The organism is Actinoplanes palleronii (assembly GCF_016862315.1).
Lineage (GTDB): Bacteria > Actinomycetota > Actinomycetes > Mycobacteriales > Micromonosporaceae > Actinoplanes > Actinoplanes palleronii.
In genome coordinates this window covers 305,147-322,215 of the sequence record NZ_BOMS01000014.1, presented here as the reverse complement: position 1 = coordinate 322,215, position 17,069 = coordinate 305,147, and the positions used below count along the sequence as shown (strand labels likewise).

18 protein-coding genes are annotated in these 17,069 nt (G+C 72.1%); 6 read left to right on the top strand and 12 right to left on the bottom strand.

What is annotated here, in order from left to right; all coding sequences use genetic code 11:
• Window positions 1–118: 118 nt before the first annotated feature.
• Window positions 119–523, bottom strand: coding sequence for a nuclear transport factor 2 family protein (locus Apa02nite_RS05270; RefSeq protein ID WP_203824061.1), 405 nt, complete (start codon window positions 521–523; stop codon window positions 119–121).
• A 69-nt stretch (window positions 524–592) separates the two neighbouring features.
• Here Apa02nite_RS05270 and Apa02nite_RS05265 point away from each other — a divergent pair, with 69 nt between their 5' ends.
• Complete coding sequence (locus Apa02nite_RS05265) at window positions 593–1,162, top strand: TetR/AcrR family transcriptional regulator (protein WP_239164131.1); 570 nt, start codon at window positions 593–595, stop codon at window positions 1,160–1,162.
• A gap of 81 nt (window positions 1,163–1,243) precedes the next feature.
• Here Apa02nite_RS05265 and Apa02nite_RS05260 read toward each other — a convergent pair whose 3' ends face one another.
• Complete coding sequence (locus tag Apa02nite_RS05260; protein ID WP_203824060.1) at window positions 1,244–1,924, bottom strand: TetR/AcrR family transcriptional regulator; 681 nt, start codon at window positions 1,922–1,924, stop codon at window positions 1,244–1,246.
• A 69-nt stretch (window positions 1,925–1,993) separates the two neighbouring features.
• On the opposite strand from Apa02nite_RS05260, the gene Apa02nite_RS05255 reads away from it, so the two are divergent.
• Window positions 1,994–3,409 (top strand): FAD-dependent monooxygenase, encoded by a 1,416-nt coding sequence (locus Apa02nite_RS05255; protein ID WP_203824059.1) that lies wholly within the window; start codon window positions 1,994–1,996, stop codon window positions 3,407–3,409.
• 628 nt (window positions 3,410–4,037) lie between these two features.
• Here the strand turns inward: Apa02nite_RS05255 and Apa02nite_RS05250 are convergent.
• The 7 genes from Apa02nite_RS05250 to metF form a co-directional block, all read right to left on the bottom strand.
• Window positions 4,038–5,390: an MFS transporter gene (locus tag Apa02nite_RS05250; protein ID WP_373872831.1), complete on the bottom strand. Its 1,353-nt coding sequence runs from the start codon at window positions 5,388–5,390 to the stop codon at window positions 4,038–4,040.
• 123 nt (window positions 5,391–5,513) lie between these two features.
• Window positions 5,514–6,203 carry a hypothetical protein gene (locus Apa02nite_RS05245; protein ID WP_203824057.1) on the bottom strand — a complete coding sequence of 230 codons (690 nt, stop codon included), beginning with the start codon at window positions 6,201–6,203 and terminating at the stop codon, window positions 5,514–5,516.
• A 649-nt stretch (window positions 6,204–6,852) separates the two neighbouring features.
• Window positions 6,853–8,349 (bottom strand): MFS transporter, encoded by a 1,497-nt coding sequence (locus tag Apa02nite_RS05240; RefSeq protein ID WP_203824056.1) that lies wholly within the window; start codon window positions 8,347–8,349, stop codon window positions 6,853–6,855.
• 50 nt (window positions 8,350–8,399) lie between these two features.
• Window positions 8,400–8,870, bottom strand: a complete 471-nt coding sequence (locus Apa02nite_RS05235) for a MarR family winged helix-turn-helix transcriptional regulator (protein ID WP_203824055.1) — start codon at window positions 8,868–8,870, stop codon at window positions 8,400–8,402.
• A gap of 97 nt (window positions 8,871–8,967) precedes the next feature.
• Window positions 8,968–9,405 (bottom strand): HNH endonuclease, encoded by a 438-nt coding sequence (locus tag Apa02nite_RS05230; RefSeq protein WP_203824054.1) that lies wholly within the window; start codon window positions 9,403–9,405, stop codon window positions 8,968–8,970.
• 112 nt (window positions 9,406–9,517) lie between these two features.
• On the bottom strand, window positions 9,518–10,147 hold the full coding sequence (locus Apa02nite_RS05225; protein ID WP_203824053.1) for a CDP-alcohol phosphatidyltransferase family protein: 630 nt from the start codon (window positions 10,145–10,147) through the stop codon (window positions 9,518–9,520).
• Complete coding sequence (gene metF, locus Apa02nite_RS05220; RefSeq protein WP_203824052.1) at window positions 10,144–11,067, bottom strand: methylenetetrahydrofolate reductase [NAD(P)H]; 924 nt, start codon at window positions 11,065–11,067, stop codon at window positions 10,144–10,146. The genes Apa02nite_RS05225 and metF overlap by 4 nt, the downstream gene beginning before the upstream one ends.
• A 60-nt stretch (window positions 11,068–11,127) precedes the next feature.
• Between metF and Apa02nite_RS05215 the strand changes: the two genes are divergently transcribed.
• Window positions 11,128–12,198 (top strand): polyprenyl synthetase family protein, encoded by a 1,071-nt coding sequence (locus Apa02nite_RS05215; protein ID WP_203824051.1) that lies wholly within the window; start codon window positions 11,128–11,130, stop codon window positions 12,196–12,198.
• On the opposite strand, the gene Apa02nite_RS05210 is transcribed toward Apa02nite_RS05215, so the two are convergent.
• From Apa02nite_RS05210 to Apa02nite_RS05200, 3 genes are read right to left on the bottom strand one after another with little or no spacing between them, the layout of a single operon-like run.
• Window positions 12,179–12,538 (bottom strand): lycopene cyclase domain-containing protein, encoded by a 360-nt coding sequence (locus Apa02nite_RS05210; protein WP_203824050.1) that lies wholly within the window; start codon window positions 12,536–12,538, stop codon window positions 12,179–12,181. The genes Apa02nite_RS05215 and Apa02nite_RS05210 overlap by 20 nt on opposite strands.
• Window positions 12,535–12,861 carry a lycopene cyclase domain-containing protein gene (locus Apa02nite_RS05205; protein WP_067704576.1) on the bottom strand — a complete coding sequence of 109 codons (327 nt, stop codon included), beginning with the start codon at window positions 12,859–12,861 and terminating at the stop codon, window positions 12,535–12,537. The genes Apa02nite_RS05210 and Apa02nite_RS05205 overlap by 4 nt, the downstream gene beginning before the upstream one ends.
• A 4-nt stretch (window positions 12,862–12,865) precedes the next feature.
• The gene (locus Apa02nite_RS05200; RefSeq protein WP_203824049.1) at window positions 12,866–13,216 is read right to left on the bottom strand and encodes an Rv2175c family DNA-binding protein; all 351 of its coding nucleotides are present in this window, start codon (window positions 13,214–13,216) and stop codon (window positions 12,866–12,868) included.
• A gap of 37 nt (window positions 13,217–13,253) precedes the next feature.
• On the opposite strand from Apa02nite_RS05200, the gene Apa02nite_RS05195 reads away from it, so the two are divergent.
• The 3 genes from Apa02nite_RS05195 to Apa02nite_RS05185 all read left to right on the top strand — a co-directional run bounded on the left by Apa02nite_RS05195 (window position 13,254) and on the right by Apa02nite_RS05185 (window position 16,981).
• The gene (locus tag Apa02nite_RS05195; protein WP_203824048.1) at window positions 13,254–13,997 is read left to right on the top strand and encodes a hypothetical protein; all 744 of its coding nucleotides are present in this window, start codon (window positions 13,254–13,256) and stop codon (window positions 13,995–13,997) included.
• A gap of 123 nt (window positions 13,998–14,120) precedes the next feature.
• A complete protein-coding gene (gene pknB / locus Apa02nite_RS05190; RefSeq protein WP_203824047.1) occupies window positions 14,121–16,127 on the top strand; it encodes a Stk1 family PASTA domain-containing Ser/Thr kinase in 2,007 nt (668 codons plus the stop codon).
• Window positions 16,118–16,981 (top strand): deoxyribonuclease IV, encoded by an 864-nt coding sequence (locus tag Apa02nite_RS05185; protein ID WP_198171259.1) that lies wholly within the window; start codon window positions 16,118–16,120, stop codon window positions 16,979–16,981. The genes pknB and Apa02nite_RS05185 overlap by 10 nt, the downstream gene beginning before the upstream one ends.
• Window positions 16,982–17,069: the final 88 nt, after the last annotated feature.

Genomic DNA, 17,069 nt, shown 5'->3' with positions numbered 1-17,069 from the left:
GGCTCACCGAGGTACTCCAGGTGTCCGGCACAACGGCGTGCCGGGCACCCGGTCCTGGTCCTGGTCCTGCGACGGTTTGCTGCGGGTTTGCTGCGGGTTTGTCGCGACGACCCCGGGCTCAGCCCGACGCCAGCGCCGCCGCGATCGCCATCGTGTGCTGATACTCCCGCCAGCCCACGAGCAGCCCGTCCCGCGTCCGCAGCACCCCGATGAACGGCGCCGAAGCCCGCACCCCGGTGCCCAGATGGGTGCCGGCCAGCTCGTACTCCACGATGATCACGTCAGGGTCGGCGGTCTCGTGGACGACCACGTTGCGGCAGTCATCGAAGCGAACCGGAAAACCCGCCCGCCCCACCCGGGTCTGTTCCAGAACGCGCTCCCGCCCCTCAGTCCGGGTCGCCCGGCCGGGCGCGGCGAACGGCGTCTCCACCACCACGTCCTCAGCGAGCATGTCCCCGTCGTAGGTCGGCTCCCCGGCCAGCCATCGCTCCCGCATCCGGGCGAAGATCTGCTGCGGTGTCACTCGGCACCTCCGTTAAGGTGAGTGAGTACTCGACTTAGCGCCCCCGAGAATAGTGAGTGGAGACTCAGCTTGTCACCCCTCTCCCCCTCCGACGACGACGGTCCGCCGCTGCGCGCCGACGCCCAGCGGAACCGCGCGCGCATCCTGGACGCGGCCGAGGCGGTGTTCGCCGAGCTCGGCGCGGGTGCGTCGACCGAGGAGGTGGCGCGGCGGGCCGGGGTGGCCATCGGGACGGTGTTCCGCCACTTCCCCACCAAGAACGACCTGCTCGCGGCGATCATGAAGCGGCTGCTGGCCCGGCTGGTCGCGGAGGCCGGCGAGCTCGGCGGCGGCGACGGGCTGTTCACGTTCTTCAGCCGGCTGGTGGCACAGGCGGCCGGCAAACGCTCCGTGGTGGACCTGCTGGCCCGGGCCGGGGTGGAGATCCGGCTGCCGGACACGGTGGGTCACCTCGAGCAGGCGGTGGGCGAGCTGCTGCGGCAGGCCCAGGAGGCCGGGACGGTGGCGACCGCGGTACGCCTGCCCGAGGTGATGGCCCTGCTGATCAGCGTGTGTCAGGGCGCGCTGCACGGCGGCTGGGACGCTGGGCTCCAGGAACGCACGCTGGGCGTGATCTTCGGAGGTCTGCGCGGTCACTGACCGCCGATTTTTCCTTCGGTACGTCGTACCGAAGGAAAAATGAGCGTGCCCTGCGCCGCGGCAGTCACCGGGAGTGAGCGCCTAGCTCGCGCCGCCCAGCCCGGCGTGCAGGAACGTCGTCAGCGTCTCGATCGCCTCGTCGTCGCTCAGCTCGCGGCCCAGATCGGGGCGGTTGGCCGCGGAGAGCCAGGTGGCAGCGAACCCGCTGATCGTCACGGTGAACAGCGACGCGGAGACGAGCCGGTCGCCGGGCAGGTCGAGCGCCGCCAGATGATCCGCGATATGGCCCAGGTCGGGTGCGAGCATGTCGCGGCTGCGCTGGGCGAACGTCTCGTCGACGAGCGCCGCCTGCTCCAGCGCCACCATGATCGCGCGATGCCGGCGGTAGAAGCCCCAGAACGCCGCGACGTGCCAGCGCACCGCCGCCCGATCGCGGAAATCCGTGCCGTGGCCGGCCATCTCGGCGCTCGCGTCACCCTCGGCCAGCAGGTCCGCCAGCAGCGCCTCGAGCAGCGCCTCCTTGCTGGCGAAATGCTTGTAGAACGAGCCGGTGGCCCGCCCCGCCTCCGCGGTGATGTCCGTGATCTTGGCGGTCAGGTAGCCGGAGCGCTCGAAGACCCGGATCGCGGCGGCCTTGAGCTCCGCCTCGGTCTGCGCGGCCTGCTGCTTGCGGAGCCCCGCCTGAGCGCCCGGCCGAGTGCCGTGCCAGGTATCGCGCCCCTCAGCCTGACCCTGCGCCGCCTCGTCCTGCGGCCTGCCCAACCCGGTCACCAACGTCCTGTCACCGCCATTCCTCTTGACCGGAGACTATCAGCGCTCTACGGTGAATCCATGTTCACTGAATCAAGATTCACTCCACTCGCCGGGTTCACTGTGATCGCCGGCGCCGGCCCGACCGGGCTCGCCGTCGCCCGCCAACTGCAACGGCATGGCGTGCCGTTCCGCATCGTGGAAAAATCCGCCCGCCCGTTCGACGGCTCCCGCGGCAAGGGTCTGCAGCCGCGCACCCTCGAGGTGCTCGACGACCTCGGCCTGATCAACCGGTTCCAGGAGTCCGGCAGTGACTACCCGGCGTTGCTGGTCCACCGGCCTGACGGCGCGACCGTCGAGTGGCGGATGGACGAGCTGCACGAGCCCACCCCCGAGGTGCCCTATCCCAATCTGCTGATGGTCCCGCAGTGGCGCACGTCCGAGCTGCTCGCCGAGGGGGTGCCGATCGAGTTCGGTGTCGGCGTCACGTCGCTGGAGCAGGACGCCGACGGAGTCCGGGTCACCCTGGACACCGGCGAGGTGGTCACCGCGCGTTACCTGGTCGGCGCCGACGGCGGCCGCAGCACGGTCCGGCAGGCGCTCGGCGTGGAGTTCCTCGGCTCCACCCACGAGGACGAGCGGATGCTGATCGCCGACGTGAAACTGTCCGGCTTGGATCGTGCGCATTGGCACGTCTGGCCCGGCGACCCCGGGTTCCGGCTGGGCCTGTGCCCGCTGCCCGGCGGCGACTGGTGGCAGCTGACCGCGCCGCCCACCGACACCCCCGTCGCGGAGCTGGTCGCCGTGACCGACCCCGCCATCACGATCACCGAGGTCGGCTGGACGTCGCAGTTCCGGGCCAACATCCGGATGGCTGACCGGTTCCGCGTCGGCAACGTCTTCCTCGCCGGCGACGCCGCCCACGTGCACTCCCCGGCCGGCGGCCAGGGCCTCAACACCGGCATCCAGGACGGCTACAACCTCGGCTGGAAGATCGCCACCGGCAACACCACGATCCTGGACACCTACGAGGCCGAGCGCCTCCCGGTCGCCGCCGACGTGCTCGGCATCAGCACCACCCTGCACCGCCGCCACGTCGCCGCCGACCCCGACGCGATGCGCCGCGACGACCCCGCCCTACGCCAGCTCACCCTCAACTACCGCGGCGGCCCACTGACCGCCGAGCACCGCCCCACCCCCGGCCGGGTCCAGGCCGGCGACCGCGCCCCGGACGCTCCCCTCACCACCGGCCGCCGGCTCTTCGACCTGCTGCGCGGCGCCCACCCCACCCTCCTGGCCTTCGGCCGGCCGGACACTCTGCCCCACCTGCCAGAGTCAGTCCCGGTCCATCACCTCCCCGCGGCGGAGAAGCAGGCCTGGCACGCCTACGACACCCAGACCCCCACCTTGTTCCTGATCCGCCCCGACAACTACGTAGGCTGCGCCACCCACAACCCCCAGGACGTCATCAACTACCTCAAACAGATCGCCCAGTAAGCCCCGCCGGCCCCCAGGCCCGGCGCGCATGCCCGGTCACGTCCCCCAGAATCTCCGGCTCGACCACAGCCGCCTCAAGAAGCAGACGACCGCCAGAGTCACGGGCCGCCGTCCCCTCGGGCAGCCAGCGTGGGAAACCAGGCGACCACCAGAGCCATCGGCTGGCGCCCTCCTGCAGATGGCTTGAGCGCAGGCGACCGTCAGGGTCGCGGCTCTCCGGCTTGGCTTCAGGTCGCTTGACAGCAGCTTCACGCCAGCAATTGACCGAATCAGCCCGGCCGCGACACACCGCCGCCGGCGCCACCAACGACGGCATCGACCGCCGCGCTTCGCCGCCGCTCCTGCCCAACCACCTCGAATGACACCTCCGCATCGGTCCCGGTCACGCCTCGACCTCGGTCATCCCGCCCACTTCAGCGACGCCACCCGCGGCGGCCGGCCGGCCGCTTCGGATGGACCAGTAGCACCTGCCCTGGAACGCCGTGAGGCTTGCGGATCTCCGGCTTGGCTTCACCCATGGGCTGGCTTCGGGCCGCCGGCACGGCCTCGGACCGCTGGCACGGCCTCGGACCGCTGGCACGGCCTCGGACCGCTGGCACGGCCTCGGTCTGATGGAGAGCAGGTGGCTTCAAAGGGCCGGGGTGGCGCGGCGGTGGGTGGAGGCCGCGGCGGCGGTCAAGGCCAGGGTGGCGCCGAGGAGCAGCGGCGGGCGGGCGCCCAGCTGGGCCAGGGCGGCGCCGAGCGGGATGGCCAGGGTGATCGGGCCGAACATGACCATGTTGCCGGTGGCGGCCACCCGGCCGAGGAGGTGATCGGGAGTGCGGGTCTGGATCACGGTGATTCCGGCGATCAGGGTCCAGGGCAGACCCAGGCCGGCCAGGACGCTACCGACGATCATCGCGGGCCACCACGGCAGCGACCAGGCGACACAGGCGACGGCGAACAGCGCCGCACCGAGCGCGGCGACCCGGACCGCCGCGAGGCGGGCGAGCAGCCGGCCCACCAGCAGTCCGCCGACGATCGACCCGGCGCCCTGCGCGCTGGAGAGAATGCCCAAGTGAGTGGCGGGATGATGCAGGTCTTCGACGAGGTGGAGCAGCACCGCGGCGTTGGTCATGCCGGAGACCGCGATCGCCACGGCGGCGACCAGGACTGGCGTCCGCAACGGCTCCCGCCACAGAGCCGTCAACCCGGCACGAACGCTGGTCCAGCCCAGAGTCACCGGCCGCTCGGCATCGGGGTCGGCGGGCGTGGCAGACGACTCCCGGCCTGCGCTGTCACTGCCGTCGCCCGGCTCGGAGCCGCCGCGGTCATCGGAGGCGCGGCGCGCGGCGCCGTCACGGGCTGAGGCGGGTATCGGCCCTGCGGACGGCGGATGAGGAGTCCCCTGCTCCGTGGCTACGGCATACGCGTCATCGGCCGGTGATGCCGGATCAGACAGTTCCCGTCGCGGCCCGACGGCATCCGCGCCGACGGCGGGGCTTGGCAGGCGTGCCGGGTTGGGTGGGTGGAGGTGGACCAGGGCGTACAGGAAGGCGGTGAGAAGCGGGAGGGCGGCGCAGACAAGGACCACCGCATGGGGGCCCCGCCAGGCGTAGAGGGCCGCGCCGGCCAGTGGGGCCAGGAGTTTCATGCCTTCCTGGGCGCTGGAACGCCAGCCGTTGACGTCCCCGAGCAGGCGCGGCGGCAGAGCGGCCGGGAGCAGAGCGGTCTCGCCCGCGTCGAGCAGGACGTAGCTGAATCCACGGACCAGCAACACCAGGTAGATCCAGCTCGCGTCGGGTGCCGCGAGCAGGGCCAGGATCGCGGCGCTGATCACCAGGTCGACCGTGATCACCAGAGGCCGGCGCGGGAACCTGTCGACCAGGGCGCCGAGCCAGGGCGCGGCCAGCGCCGGTGCGTAGGTCCCGAGGCCCGCCAGCGCGGCCAGGCTCGCTGAACCGGTGAGGTCGAGGATCCACAGCCCCGCCGCGAGACTCATCGCGGTGCTGCCAAAACCGGAACAGAGGGAGATCAAGACGAACAACACGGCGTTCCGGCGCATGCGTCCACTCCAGAATTGAGTCAGCTGGACTCACATTCTGCGGAGTTGAGCGCCTCACTGTCAACCCGGCCTTGCCTCCTCAAACCTGGCACGCAGCCGACCCACCGCGGCCCGCAGCGGCACCGGAAGCCCCTGAACTCGCCCGCCGCGTGTCCCACCCGCCCCCGCGGACCGCGCGGCCGAGCCGGCGGGCGACACAGTCGAGCCGGCGGCCGGGTCCGCGGGCAGCGCGGCCGAGCCGGTGGGCATCGTGGGCGGGTGAGGGAGGGGATGGGTGGACAGGTCGGCGAGGGCTTCGGCGACCAGGTCGTAGAGGGCGCCGGGTGGGGCGTCCGGAGCGGCTGACAAGGTTTCGCGGACCAGGGCGGCGCGGGGGAAGCGGGCATCCCAGCGGCGGTCGGCGCCGATGCGCAGGTGCAGGTCGACGGCGGATTTGCGCAGGGCGGCCAGGGTCTCGCCGTAGCCCTGATCGAGCTCGGCCCGCTGCGGCCGGGAGTCGCGCTCGGCGGCCTGCGCCAGGCGGTGCCTACGTTGCTCCGCCGCCTGACGGCTGGACAGACCCAACGCCGCGGCGATCGCCGGCCAGGTGGATCCGGCGCGCCTGGCTCGGTCGATCAGCGCCAGTTCGTCGGCGTCGAGCTGTGCCCGCCGTGCCTGGATCTCACGGAGTTCCATGAGGCCAGACGCCCCGCCATGCCGCCTGAACGCCTCCGCGGCACCGGATGACTCGTCATCGGACTGCGCGGTCACGGGCTCGGCACCTTGAGCGGCAGGTTCCGACGAAGCGAAGCCATGATGAGTGGACACCAGACCAGGCTACCAAATGTCAATGTTCTGTTGACATTACTGACGGCGCTGCGGGTTCGCGTCATAGCGCCAGCGGAGGTCAGCGCACAACAACGAGCCGCCGCGACGGCCGCGGGCGACAGACCTACGGCCGCACGGGACAGCGGACCCGCACGGCGGTGGGCCCGCACGGGACAGCGGACCCGCACGGCGGCGGGTGAAGACGTGATGTCGGCAGGCTTCGACCTGCCCGCCCCGGCCGCTGGGGGGCGGTGCGGGTCCGCGATGACCGATTGCGTGCGCGCACAGCCCACAGGGGGGCGGGGCGCGCACGCACTATCGGATCGCGGCCTGTCACCGCCCTTGTCTGGGAGGGAATCGCACGCATCACCCGATCGCGGGCAGTTGCCGCCCCCGCGCCCCGGCCCATCGCGGACTGCTACCGCCCCGCGAGTGCGAAGTGCGGGACCCCACCGCCCCATGAACGCCCAGTGAGTGCCTCTGCCGCCCTGCTGGCGCGGTGCGTGTACCCCCGCCGCCCCACCGATCTCGGGCCGCACGACGACGGAGCGCTCGGGAGATATGGGTGCGGACCGCGCCCAGCTTCACACGCTCAATTGCCCGGCTCAGCAGCAGCGGGCGGCCTGGAGGCGCTCGGGGCCGCACCAGAACCGACAGAGCCGGCGGCAACCGAAGCAGAGGCGGCGGCGCCAGGAACGGCCGGGGTGGTCGGTGGGTGGCGGAGGGCGGTGGCGGTGATCAGGGCGGCGGCCGCCACGAAAGCGGCGCCCACCAGGAAAGCCGAGCTGTACCCGTCCCGCAGCGCCAGCGGCTCCGCCACACCGGCGGCCAGACGGGAGGATGTGCGGCTGGCGGCGACCGCGGCCAGGACCGCCAGGCCCAGCGCCGCGCCGGCCTGCTGTGCGGTGTTGTTCAGGCCGGACACCAGGCCGGTGTCCTCGGAGGACGCGCCGGCCATGGCCAGCATCATGATCGCCGGGACGGTGATGCCGACGCCCAGGCCCATGATGATCAGGGCGGGCAGCAGGTCGACCACATATGACGGAGCCGCCGGAATCCGGGAGAGCAGCGCCAGCCCGGCCGCGAGCAGCAGCAGGCCGGTCAGCAGCACCCGGCGCGGGCCGAAGCGGGCGGTCAGCCGGGCCGCCACGACGAGGGACACCAGGCCGATGACGATCGGGGTGGGCAGGAAGCCCAGACCGGTCCGCAGCGTGTCGAAGCCCATCACCCGCTGCAGGAAGAGCGTGTTCACGAACTGGAAGCCCATCCCGGCCGCCATGATCAGCACCATGGTGGCGCTCGCGGCCAGCAGCCACGGGCGGCGGAGCAGGCGGAGCGGGATGAGCGGTTCGGGCGCCTTTCCCTGTCGTACCAGAAAAAGGACGACAAGCAGGAACGCGGCAGCGGCCAGTGACCAGGCAGGAGCCGGCGAGGTCGGCTCGCCGACCGCGACGATGGCATAAACGCCGAGCGACAGACCCGCGGTGATCAGCAGCGCACCGAGGACGTCGACCCGACCGGCGAAGCGGTCACCGTCAAGAATGAACCGCCGACCGAAGAACCAGGCGGCCACCCCGAACGGGACGTTGATCAGGAAGATCGCGGGCCAGCCGGCCAGGTCGGTGAGCACGCCGCCGGCCACGAAGCCGATCGCCGCGCCGCCGGCCTGGGTGAAGCTGAAGATGCCCATGGCGCGGGCCTGCGGGCCGGGTTCCGGGAAGAGCCGGACGATCATGCCGAGGATGACGGCGGAGGCCAGCGCCCCGCCGGCGCCCTGCACGAAGCGGCCGGCGACCAGCAGGCCGGCGTTCGGGGCGACGCCGCAGAGCAGGCTGGCCGCGGTGAAGACGGTCAGGCCGGTCAGGAAGACCCGGCGGGCGCCGAGGAGATCACCGAGCCGGCCGGCGAGCAGCAGCAGGCCGGCGAAGGCGACCAGGTAGCCGTTGACCACCCAGGCGACGCCGGCCGGGGTGAAGCCGAGATCCCGCTGGATGGCGGGGATGGCCACGGCGACGATGGTGCTGTCCAGAACGATCATCAGCGCGACGGTGCAGAGCACGGCCAGCGTTGCGCCACGGGAAGGACTCATGATCCGACCGTAGCAGATAATCCGCAAGCGGACTATCCCGAAGGGATCTATCAAGCACCGCGCGGCCGGCGGACCGCATGCGGACCGGCGACCTCGTCGCGAGAAAGCGCCAGCGCGCCGAGCAGATCGAGGAAGACCGCGCGCGACTCCGCCGGGAAGGCCGCCAGCGCGTCCCCGTGCACCCGGTCCACGATCCGCTGGCCCTCTTCGGCGGCCAGCCGGCCCTTCTCGGTGACCGCGATGATCCGGGCACGCCGGTCGGTGGCCGACGCCCGGCGCTCGGCCAGGCCGCGTTTCTCCAGCTCGTCGACGGTCCCGACCATGGTGGTCTTGTCCAGGCCGGCGAGCGCGGCGAGCTGGATCTGGGTGCGGTCCTCCTCCAGCGCGTGGATCAGCACGCACTGCGCCCGGGGTGTCAGGTCGACCTCGGCGAGCGCGGCGGCGAGCCGGTTGGTCAGCGCGTGACCGGCCTCGTTGAGCAGGCGGCTGACGTCGAGCTGGGTGCGTTCCGGAGCGGACATGAAACAAGGCTATCTCCGGATCGTCCAGTAGCGGACGATCCGGAGACAGCCGAGGGGCGACCGGCGAATCCCCGTGTTAACCCGCCGGCCCCCGGTATCAGGCGAAAGACACCCAGGCCGGCGCGTACGGCGTCACGCGCAGCGGCATGCGGGCTTCCGCGGGCGTCCGGTCGCCCTTGCGGTTGTTGCATCGGCCGCAAGCCGCGACGGTGTTGAGCCATTCGTTGCCGCCACCGCGCGAGCGGGGGAAAACGTGGTCGATGGTGGTGGCCGGGGCCCCGCAGTAGGCGCAGGTCCGCTTGTCGCGCGCCAGCACGCCGGCCCGGGACCAGCCCGGGCCGCGGCCGAACCGCCAGCGGGTCACCACATAACTGACCAGCCGGACCACGGTCGGCACCGGGAAGACACCGATGGTCGCGTCCGGCTGCGCCTCGTGCACGACCGCCACCTGACGGAACAGCATCCGGATCGCGTGCCGGAGGCTGACCCGGTGCAGCGGCCCGCAGTCGGCGTTCAGAACCAGAACCGCGCTCATTGGGGTTTCACCTCCGTCAACTCTATTTTCATCCCGAATCAGCAGGTCAGATGGCGTTCCTGCTGAGAAAGAAAATAGGCGCGGCATCGACGCCCGACAACCGAATAAACGGTCAGCGCAGGGCGCGGCGGACCGCCACCGACAATTGCGCCAGACCGGCGAATTGCAGCGCGAGCCAGAGCGCGGCGGGCAGCCACGGCCGGTCGATCACGGTGATCAGAACCAGTCCGAGGCCGGCGATCAGGGCACGGGTCGGCCGCTCCCCGACGGTCACCACGCCGATCTCGGACATCCCGGCGGCCGAGGCGCGGGCCCGCACGTACTCGTGCAGCCAGCTGGCCGCGCCGGCCGCGGTCACCAGCCAGCCCGGGGCGCCGGCGACCCAGAACGCGGCGAGCCAGGCCAGCTCGCCGATCCGGTCGGCGACCGAGTCGTACACAAATCCGATTTTTGTCACGCGATCGGTGATCACCGCGACCGCGCCGTCGAGGCCGTCCGCGGCCGCCGCCACCAGGATCAGGAACGCGGCGAGGAGCAGGCTGCCGCGGGCCGCGAACGGCACCGCGACACAGACCAGCAGACCGATAGTGGTCACCGTCATCGGCGACACCCGGCGGCGGCCGAGCCACACCCCGATCGTGTACGCGGTGAGCACCCACCCCCGCACCACCGGCGACGCCCGCCGAGGGTCGAACCCGCCGTGCAGCCCGGACCAGGCCTCGGCGTAGTCGTCCCAGGTCACGCCGCTGCGGCGACGTCCGACGGGGCCAGCCGCTGCCAGACCTCACGGGTCGCGGTCGAACGGTTCATGGTGATGAAGTGGATGCCCGGCACCCCCTCGTCGAGCAGCCGCGCGCACATCTCCGAGCAGACCTCGACGCCCAGCTCCCGCACCGCGGACTCGTCGTCGGCGACCCGGTCGAAACGGCGCAGCAGCTCCGCCGGGAACGGCGCACCGGAGAGCTGACTGGACCGCGCGATGGTGGCCATCCGGGTCACCGGCATCACCCCGGCCACGATCGGGGTCTCGCAGCCGGCCGCCGCCACCCGGTCGCGCAGCCGCAGGTAGTCCTCGGCGTCGAAGAACATCTGGGTGATCGCGTAGTCGGCGCCGGCCCGGCACTTGCGGATCAGGTTGAGCGTGTCGCTCTCGACGTCGGCCGAGCGGGGATGTTTGTACGGGAACGCCGCCACCCCGACGCTGAAGTCCCCCGACTCGCGGATCAGCCGGACCAGGTCCTCGGCGTAGCGCACGCCCTCGGGGTGCCGCACCCACTCGCCCATCGGGTCGCCCGGCGGGTCGCCGCGCAGCGCCAGCACGTTGCGGATGCCGGCCCCGGCCAGCCGCCCGATCACGTTGCGCAGCTCGGCGACCGAGTGGTCGACCGCGGTGAGGTGGGCCATCGCCAGCAGGGTGGTCTCGGTGGCGACCCGCTCGGTGACCGCGACGGTGGTCTCCCGGGTGGTGCCGCCCGCGCCGTAGGTGATCGACACGAAGCTTGGCCGCAACGACTCCAGCTCACGGATCGCCTGCCAGAGCAGCCGCTCGCCGTCCGGGGTCTTGGGTGGGAAGAACTCGAACGAGAACGTCGGCGCCGCGCCACGGATCAGCTCGCCGATCGCCGGGGTGCCGGGCAGCTTTGAGGGAAGTCCGAGAGACACACCGGAACTCTACCGGGCCGGTCTGCGGGCCGACCTTCTCGAACAAGTAGCGTCGCGGGTGTGACGAACTCCCCGCTCGAACTGGCCGGGCTGCGGCCGCGTGTCGACAAGGCGCTGACCGTGTTCCTGGCCGGGCAGCGCGACCGGCTGCTGGCGATCGATCCGGCGCTGGCCGACATGTCCGGCACGGTGTCCGAGTTCGTGCTGGGCGGCGGGAAGCGGCTGCGGCCGGCGTTCGCGTACTGGGGTTTCCGCGGTGCCGGCGGCACCGACTCGGAGGAGGTCGTCGCGGCGGTCGCGGCGCTGGAGCTGGTGCAGGCCAGCGCGCTGATCCACGACGACCTGATGGACCGGTCGGACACCCGGCGCGGGGAGCCGTCGGTGCACCGCCGGTTCGAGAAGCTGCACGCCGGCGCGGGCTGGCGGGGCAGCGCGGCCGGGTTCGGCGACTGCGCCGCGGTGCTGCTCGGCGACCTGGCGCTGGTCTGGTCGGACGAGCTGCTGCACCGCTCCGGGATGCCGTGGGCCGATCTGGCGCGGGCCCGGCCGGTCTTCGACGACATGCGCACCGAGGTGACCGTCGGTCAGTACCTGGACGTGCTCACCCAGGCGACCGGGGACACCTCGCTGGAGCGGGCCGGCAAGGTCGCCCGGTACAAGTCGGCGAAGTACACCGTCGAGCGGCCGCTGCTGCTCGGCGCGGCACTGGCCGGGGCCGGTCCGGAGGTGCCGGACGCGTACACCGGGTTCGGGCTGCCGCTGGGCGAGGCGTTCCAGCTGCGCGACGACGTACTCGGGGTGTTCGGCGACCCGGCGCAGACCGGCAAGCCGGCCGGGGACGACCTGCGGGAGGGCAAGCGGACGTACCTGGTGGCCTCCGCGTTCGGCGCGCTCGGCGAGGCCGATCGGGCCGAGCTGGACGTGGCGCTCGGCGATCCGGCGCTGGACGACGCCGGGGTGGAGCGGCTGCGCGTGCTGATCCGGGACAGCGGGGCCCTGGCGGCGACCGAGGCGCGCATCGACGAGCTGATGACCGGGTCGCTGGCCGCGCTGGCCGCGGCGCCGATCGACGAGGAGGCGCGGGACGCGCTGCGGCGGCTCGCCGACGCGGCTACCCGCCGTTCCGTCTGAGTCTCTTCAGCAGCCGGCTGCCCTCACCAGCCGCCGGGGTGCGCTGGATGCCGCGCCGGCCCAGCGCCACCCAGATCGACAGCGTGAGCAGCACCAGCGCGAACCCGAACAGCAGGTCCTCGACCGGCGCGTAGACCAGCCGCCAGCCGATGATCGCGTCCGGGTCGTACCGGACGATGTTCCGGCCGGTGAGGATGCCGTTCGAGATCAGCTGGAACGTGAAGATGATCGGGTAGGTCGCCCAGAACACCCGGCGGGTGACCAGGCGGGTCCGCAGGATCAGCAGGTCGACGAGCACCGCGGCGACGACGCCGAGCAGCGCCGCCGTGGTGTAACTCACTCGTCGCCGGCCGGGCGTCGCAGCACCGCCCGCACCGCCTCGAAGCCGAGAATGGCACAAATCGGCACGACCAGGAAGAACAGCACCTCGTCCAGCGGCAGGCCGCCACCCAGGAAGATCCCGGTGATCTGCGCCGGATCGAAGGTCCAGTGCCCGGCGGCGATCGCGGCCAGGTCCCAGAGGACGAACACGACCGCCACCGGCAGCACGGTCAGCAGCAGCCGGCGCCACCGCCGGAGCACGTTGACCCGCAGGATCGGCTCCAGCCAGAGGGCGCCGGCCAGGCATCCGGCGAGCACGGCGACGTACGCCAGATGCCGCATCGGCTCAGAAACCCAGCGCCTGCGCGCGCCGCTTGACCTCACGGGCCTGCCAGGTGCCGAGCGCGGCCGCCGCGCTGCCGCCGACCTCCGGGTCGGCCGCGTACAGCCACCGGAACGCCTCTTCGTCGTTGTACCCGGCGTCGCGGAGCACGGTCAGCACACCGGGCAGATGCTGCCGGACGGTGTCGTTGGCGACCAGCTCCTCGGGCACCAGACGGATCCCGTCACGGCGCACGGACAGCAGGTCACCGTCCTTGATCATCTGGTGCACCTTGCTGATCGAGACGCCGAGCTTCTCGGACACGTCCGGCAGGTTGATCCATCCGGTCGGTTCGGTGATGACAGGTTCGCTCACGCCGTACAGCGTGCCAGACCAGAACGGAGAACAGTTGATGAGCCTGTGGCGAAGGATCCGCGCCGAGCTGCGCGGTGCCTGGCGTTCGGTCAAGTACGACCTGGGCCGGCGCCCGGCCGAACACACCGACGGGCCGGACGTCACCTCGACCGGGCTGAGCACGTTCCCCGGCTCGCTGATGGAGTGGCGCACCGTGCCACCGGAGACGGACGCCCGGCCACCACGGCGATTTGTCGCGGTTACGGCGTTCTGTCTCGTGGCGCTGGTCGGCGCGATCGGGTCGTACCTCGTGGTCACCCGCAGCCTGAGCGCGGCCTTCACCGACGAGCCGCCGGCCGTGGCCGCCGCGCCCGCCGAGCCGGAAGCGGACGAGGCACCCACCACGGCACCCACCCCGGCCGCCGTGAAAAAGACGACAAAAACCACCGCCGAAGCCCCGCCGGTCACCCCGGCGACCGGCGGGCCCACCTCGCGGATGGGATCACCCGCCGGCCCGCGGACCACCGCGCCCCGGCCCGCCGCGCACCGGACCACCGCCCCCGCCGCTCCCCCGCAACCGAGGACGACCACTCCCCCGTGTGACTGCGTCACCCCGCCGGTGCCCACGCCGACCGCGCCGTCCCCGGCCGGCAGCGACCCGGACCCGGGCAGCCCGGCGCCGAGCGGCTCCACCTCGCCCGCGGAGCCCAGCGCATCGGCCGATCCCGGGCCGGACGACACCCCCGACAACGCACCCGGTGAGCGACGACACCGTCACCGGCAATGGCAGCGGGCCGGATAAAACCGGAATGTGGGACCGACCCTCGGCGAATCGGTGCAGGTCATCACCGTTCAGGTACCCGTTTGGACTCAGCTGTGACATCCTGGGTCACCCCCACCGGAAAGACACATACACTTCACGCCGATGGACACCACAGTCGCCGATACGTTGATCGGCACAACGATTGACGGGCGCTACCGGATCACCGGTCGCGTGGCCCGTGGTGGCATGGCAACGGTGTACCGGGCCACCGACGAGCGACTCGGGCGTCCCGTCGCACTGAAGATCATCCACCCCTCCCAGGCTACGAACGTCCACTTCGTCGACCGGTTCACCGACGAGGCGAAGACGATCGCCCGGCTGACCCACCCGAACGTCGTGGCCGTTTACGACCAGGGTCGTCACGAGGGCCTGCCCTACCTGGTGATGGAGTTCGTGCAGGGCCGCACCCTGCGTGACCTGCTGGCCCAGCGCAAGCGGCTGAGTCCGGTGGAGGCGCTGGCGATCCTCGAGCAGATGCTCGCCGCGATCGCCGCCGCGCACCGCGCCGGGCTGGTCCACCGCGACGTCAAGCCGGAGAACGTGCTGGTCGCCGAGGCGCCCAGCGGCGGCACCAGCGACCTGGTGGACGCGGTGGTCAAGGTCGCCGACTTCGGTCTGGCGCGGGCCATCGAGGCGAGCACCGTCGACGAGTCCGGCCAGCTGATGGCGACCGTGGCGTATGTCGCGCCGGAGCTGGTGCAGGCCGGCCAGGCCGACGCGCGCACCGACGTCTACTCGGCCGGCATCGTGCTCTTCGAGATGCTCACCGGCCGGGTGCCGTACGACGCTAAGGACCCGGTCGAGGTCGCCTGGCAGCACGTCGACAACGACGTGCCGGCCCCGTCGTCGCTCACCCCCGGCCTGCCGCGGGCCCTCGACGACCTGGTCGCCCGGGCCACCCGCCGCAACCCGAGCGAGCGCCCGACCGACGCCGGCCGGCTGCTCACCGAGGTCCAGGCGGTCCGCGACACCCTGGGCACCGCGGCCAACGTGGAGACCGCGCTGCTGCGCCCGGTCCCCGGCCGGCCCGGCGTCACCGACGCCACCACGATCGTCCCCACCGTGCCGTCCGCGGACGCCACCGCGCTGGTCCCGCCGGTCCCCGGTGGTTATCAGCAGCACGGCGCCGGCCAGCGCCCGTCCTGGGCGCGGCTGCCCGAGCAGGGTGGTGGCGCGCGGCCCACGTCGTACGGGCGGTCCATGCCCGAACCCCGCCGGGAGGGCTTCTTCGCCGACCGGCGCCGGGTCACCCTGACCGCGCTGATCGCGCTGATGGCCGTGGTCGTGCTGGGCAGCACCTGGTGGCTGACCCTGGGCCGGTACACCGACGCGCCGAGCCTGGTGAACCTGCCCAAGGCGCAGGCCGAGGCGACCGCCAAGGACGCCGGCTTCGGTGTCCTCTACGCCGACGCGGGCGCCTACAGCGACACGGTCGCCAAGGACTCGGTGGTCAGCCAGAACCCGGCGCCCGGCGAGAGCGTGGTGAAGGGCGAGACGCTGACCCTGATCCTGTCCCTCGGTCCCGAGGTGCACGCGGTCCCGGACCTGGGCGGCCAGGAGGCGGCGAACGCCAAGGGCTCCCTCGAAGAGCTCAACCTGAAATACAAGGAAGGCAAGGGCCAGTACAGCGACACCGTGCCGGAAGGCGTGGTGATCTCCACCAGCCCGAAGGCCGGCACCGAGCTCAAGCCCGGCGACACGGTCACCGTGGTGCTGAGCAAGGGTCGCGCGCCGATCACCGTGCCCAACCTGGTCGGGTTGAACATCAACGAGGCCCGCGGCAAGCTGCAGGCGCTCGGTCTGACCGCGCTGGAACGCTCGAAGGACAGCGACCAGCCGACCGACCAGGTGCTCGCCCAGACGCCGAAACCGGGCTCCGGGGTGGAGAAGAACGCCGAGATCACCCTCGACATCAGCAAGGGCCCGCCGCTGGTCACCGTGCCCGCCGTGACCCAGCAGCCGTGCCAGCAGGCGAAGGCCACGCTGGAGGGCGCCGGCCTGACCGTGCAGATCGGCGGCCTCAACCCGAACGGCACCGTGTTCGCGCAGAACCCGCAGCCGAACGCGCAGGTCGCCCCGCAGTCACCGGTGCAGTTGCAGTGCTTCTAGACCGCCGGATCGGGTCGCACACGAAGACGTCGGGTGGGCTGGCCAAGGCCGCCCTCCCGTACGTCGACGCGGCGGGCTCGGAAACGCTGCAGGTGTACGTGTCCAACTCGCGTGGCTGGGCGCTGCCGGCCGGTGACCCGAAGCAGGACGTGCTGTTCCGCGACGGCATCGGCGAGCGCGAGATGCCCGCCTACATCCACGCGTCGCTGCTGGTGAACCTCGGTTCGCCGACCGAGCTGACGGTGGAGCGCTCGATCGCCACGCTGGAGCACGCGCTGCGGCGGGGCAAGGCGATCGGCGCGACCGCGGTGGTCTACCACGCCGGCAGCTCGGTCGACGAGGCGCACGCCGAGAAGGCCATGCACCAGCTGCACGAGCAGCTGCTGCCGCTGCTCGAGACGGCCGCCGCCGAGGGTCTGCCGCGGCTGCTGGTCGAGCCGAGCGCCGGGGGTGGCCGCAGCCTGGCCTCCAAGGTCCAGGATCTGGAGGCCTACCTGGCCGCCGTCGACGGGCACCCCTGGCTGGGCGTCTGCTTCGACACCTGCCACGCCTGGGCGGCCGGTCACGACCTGGCCACCCCGGGCGGGATGACCGCGACGCTCGACGCGCTGGTCACCGCGGCCGGCCCGGGCCGGTTGCAGCTGATCCACGCGAACGACTCGAAGGACGACTGCGGGTCGACCCGGGACCGGCACGAGACGATCGGCGCCGGCAAGATCGGTTCGGCGCCGTTCGCCGAGCTGTTCCAGCACCCGGCCACCGCCGGGGTGCCGATCATCGTGGAGACCCCGTCGGTCGAGCACGAGGGTCACGCGGCCGACATCGCGCTGCTCAAGGGCCTGCGGAAGGTCTGACAACAGCCCCGTTCGGTGATCTTGAAGTGGCCGGACGGGGGTTGGCCGGACCGCTGTTCGTCGCGTTACCTCGTGGGAGCCTGGGGCC

What these genes read in the sequence shown, in the direction of transcription:
- Apa02nite_RS05255 (WP_203824059.1), top strand. Translation starts at nt 1,994, where the DNA reads ATGTTCACTGAATCAAGATTCACTCCACTCGCCGGGTTCACTGTGATC.
- Apa02nite_RS05250 (WP_373872831.1), bottom strand. Translation starts at nt 5,390, where the DNA reads ATGAGTCTCGCGGCGGGGCTGTGGATCCTCGACCTCACCGGTTCAGCG.
- Apa02nite_RS05240 (WP_203824056.1), bottom strand. Translation starts at nt 8,349, where the DNA reads ATGAGTCCTTCCCGTGGCGCAACGCTGGCCGTGCTCTGCACCGTCGCG.
- Apa02nite_RS05235 (WP_203824055.1), bottom strand. Translation starts at nt 8,870, where the DNA reads ATGTCCGCTCCGGAACGCACCCAGCTCGACGTCAGCCGCCTGCTCAAC.
- Apa02nite_RS05230 (WP_203824054.1), bottom strand. Translation starts at nt 9,405, where the DNA reads ATGAGCGCGGTTCTGGTTCTGAACGCCGACTGCGGGCCGCTGCACCGG.
- Apa02nite_RS05205 (WP_067704576.1), bottom strand. Translation starts at nt 12,861, where the DNA reads ATGCGGCATCTGGCGTACGTCGCCGTGCTCGCCGGATGCCTGGCCGGC.
- Apa02nite_RS05195 (WP_203824048.1), top strand. Translation starts at nt 13,254, where the DNA reads ATGAGCCTGTGGCGAAGGATCCGCGCCGAGCTGCGCGGTGCCTGGCGT.
- pknB (WP_203824047.1), top strand. Translation starts at nt 14,121, where the DNA reads ATGGACACCACAGTCGCCGATACGTTGATCGGCACAACGATTGACGGG.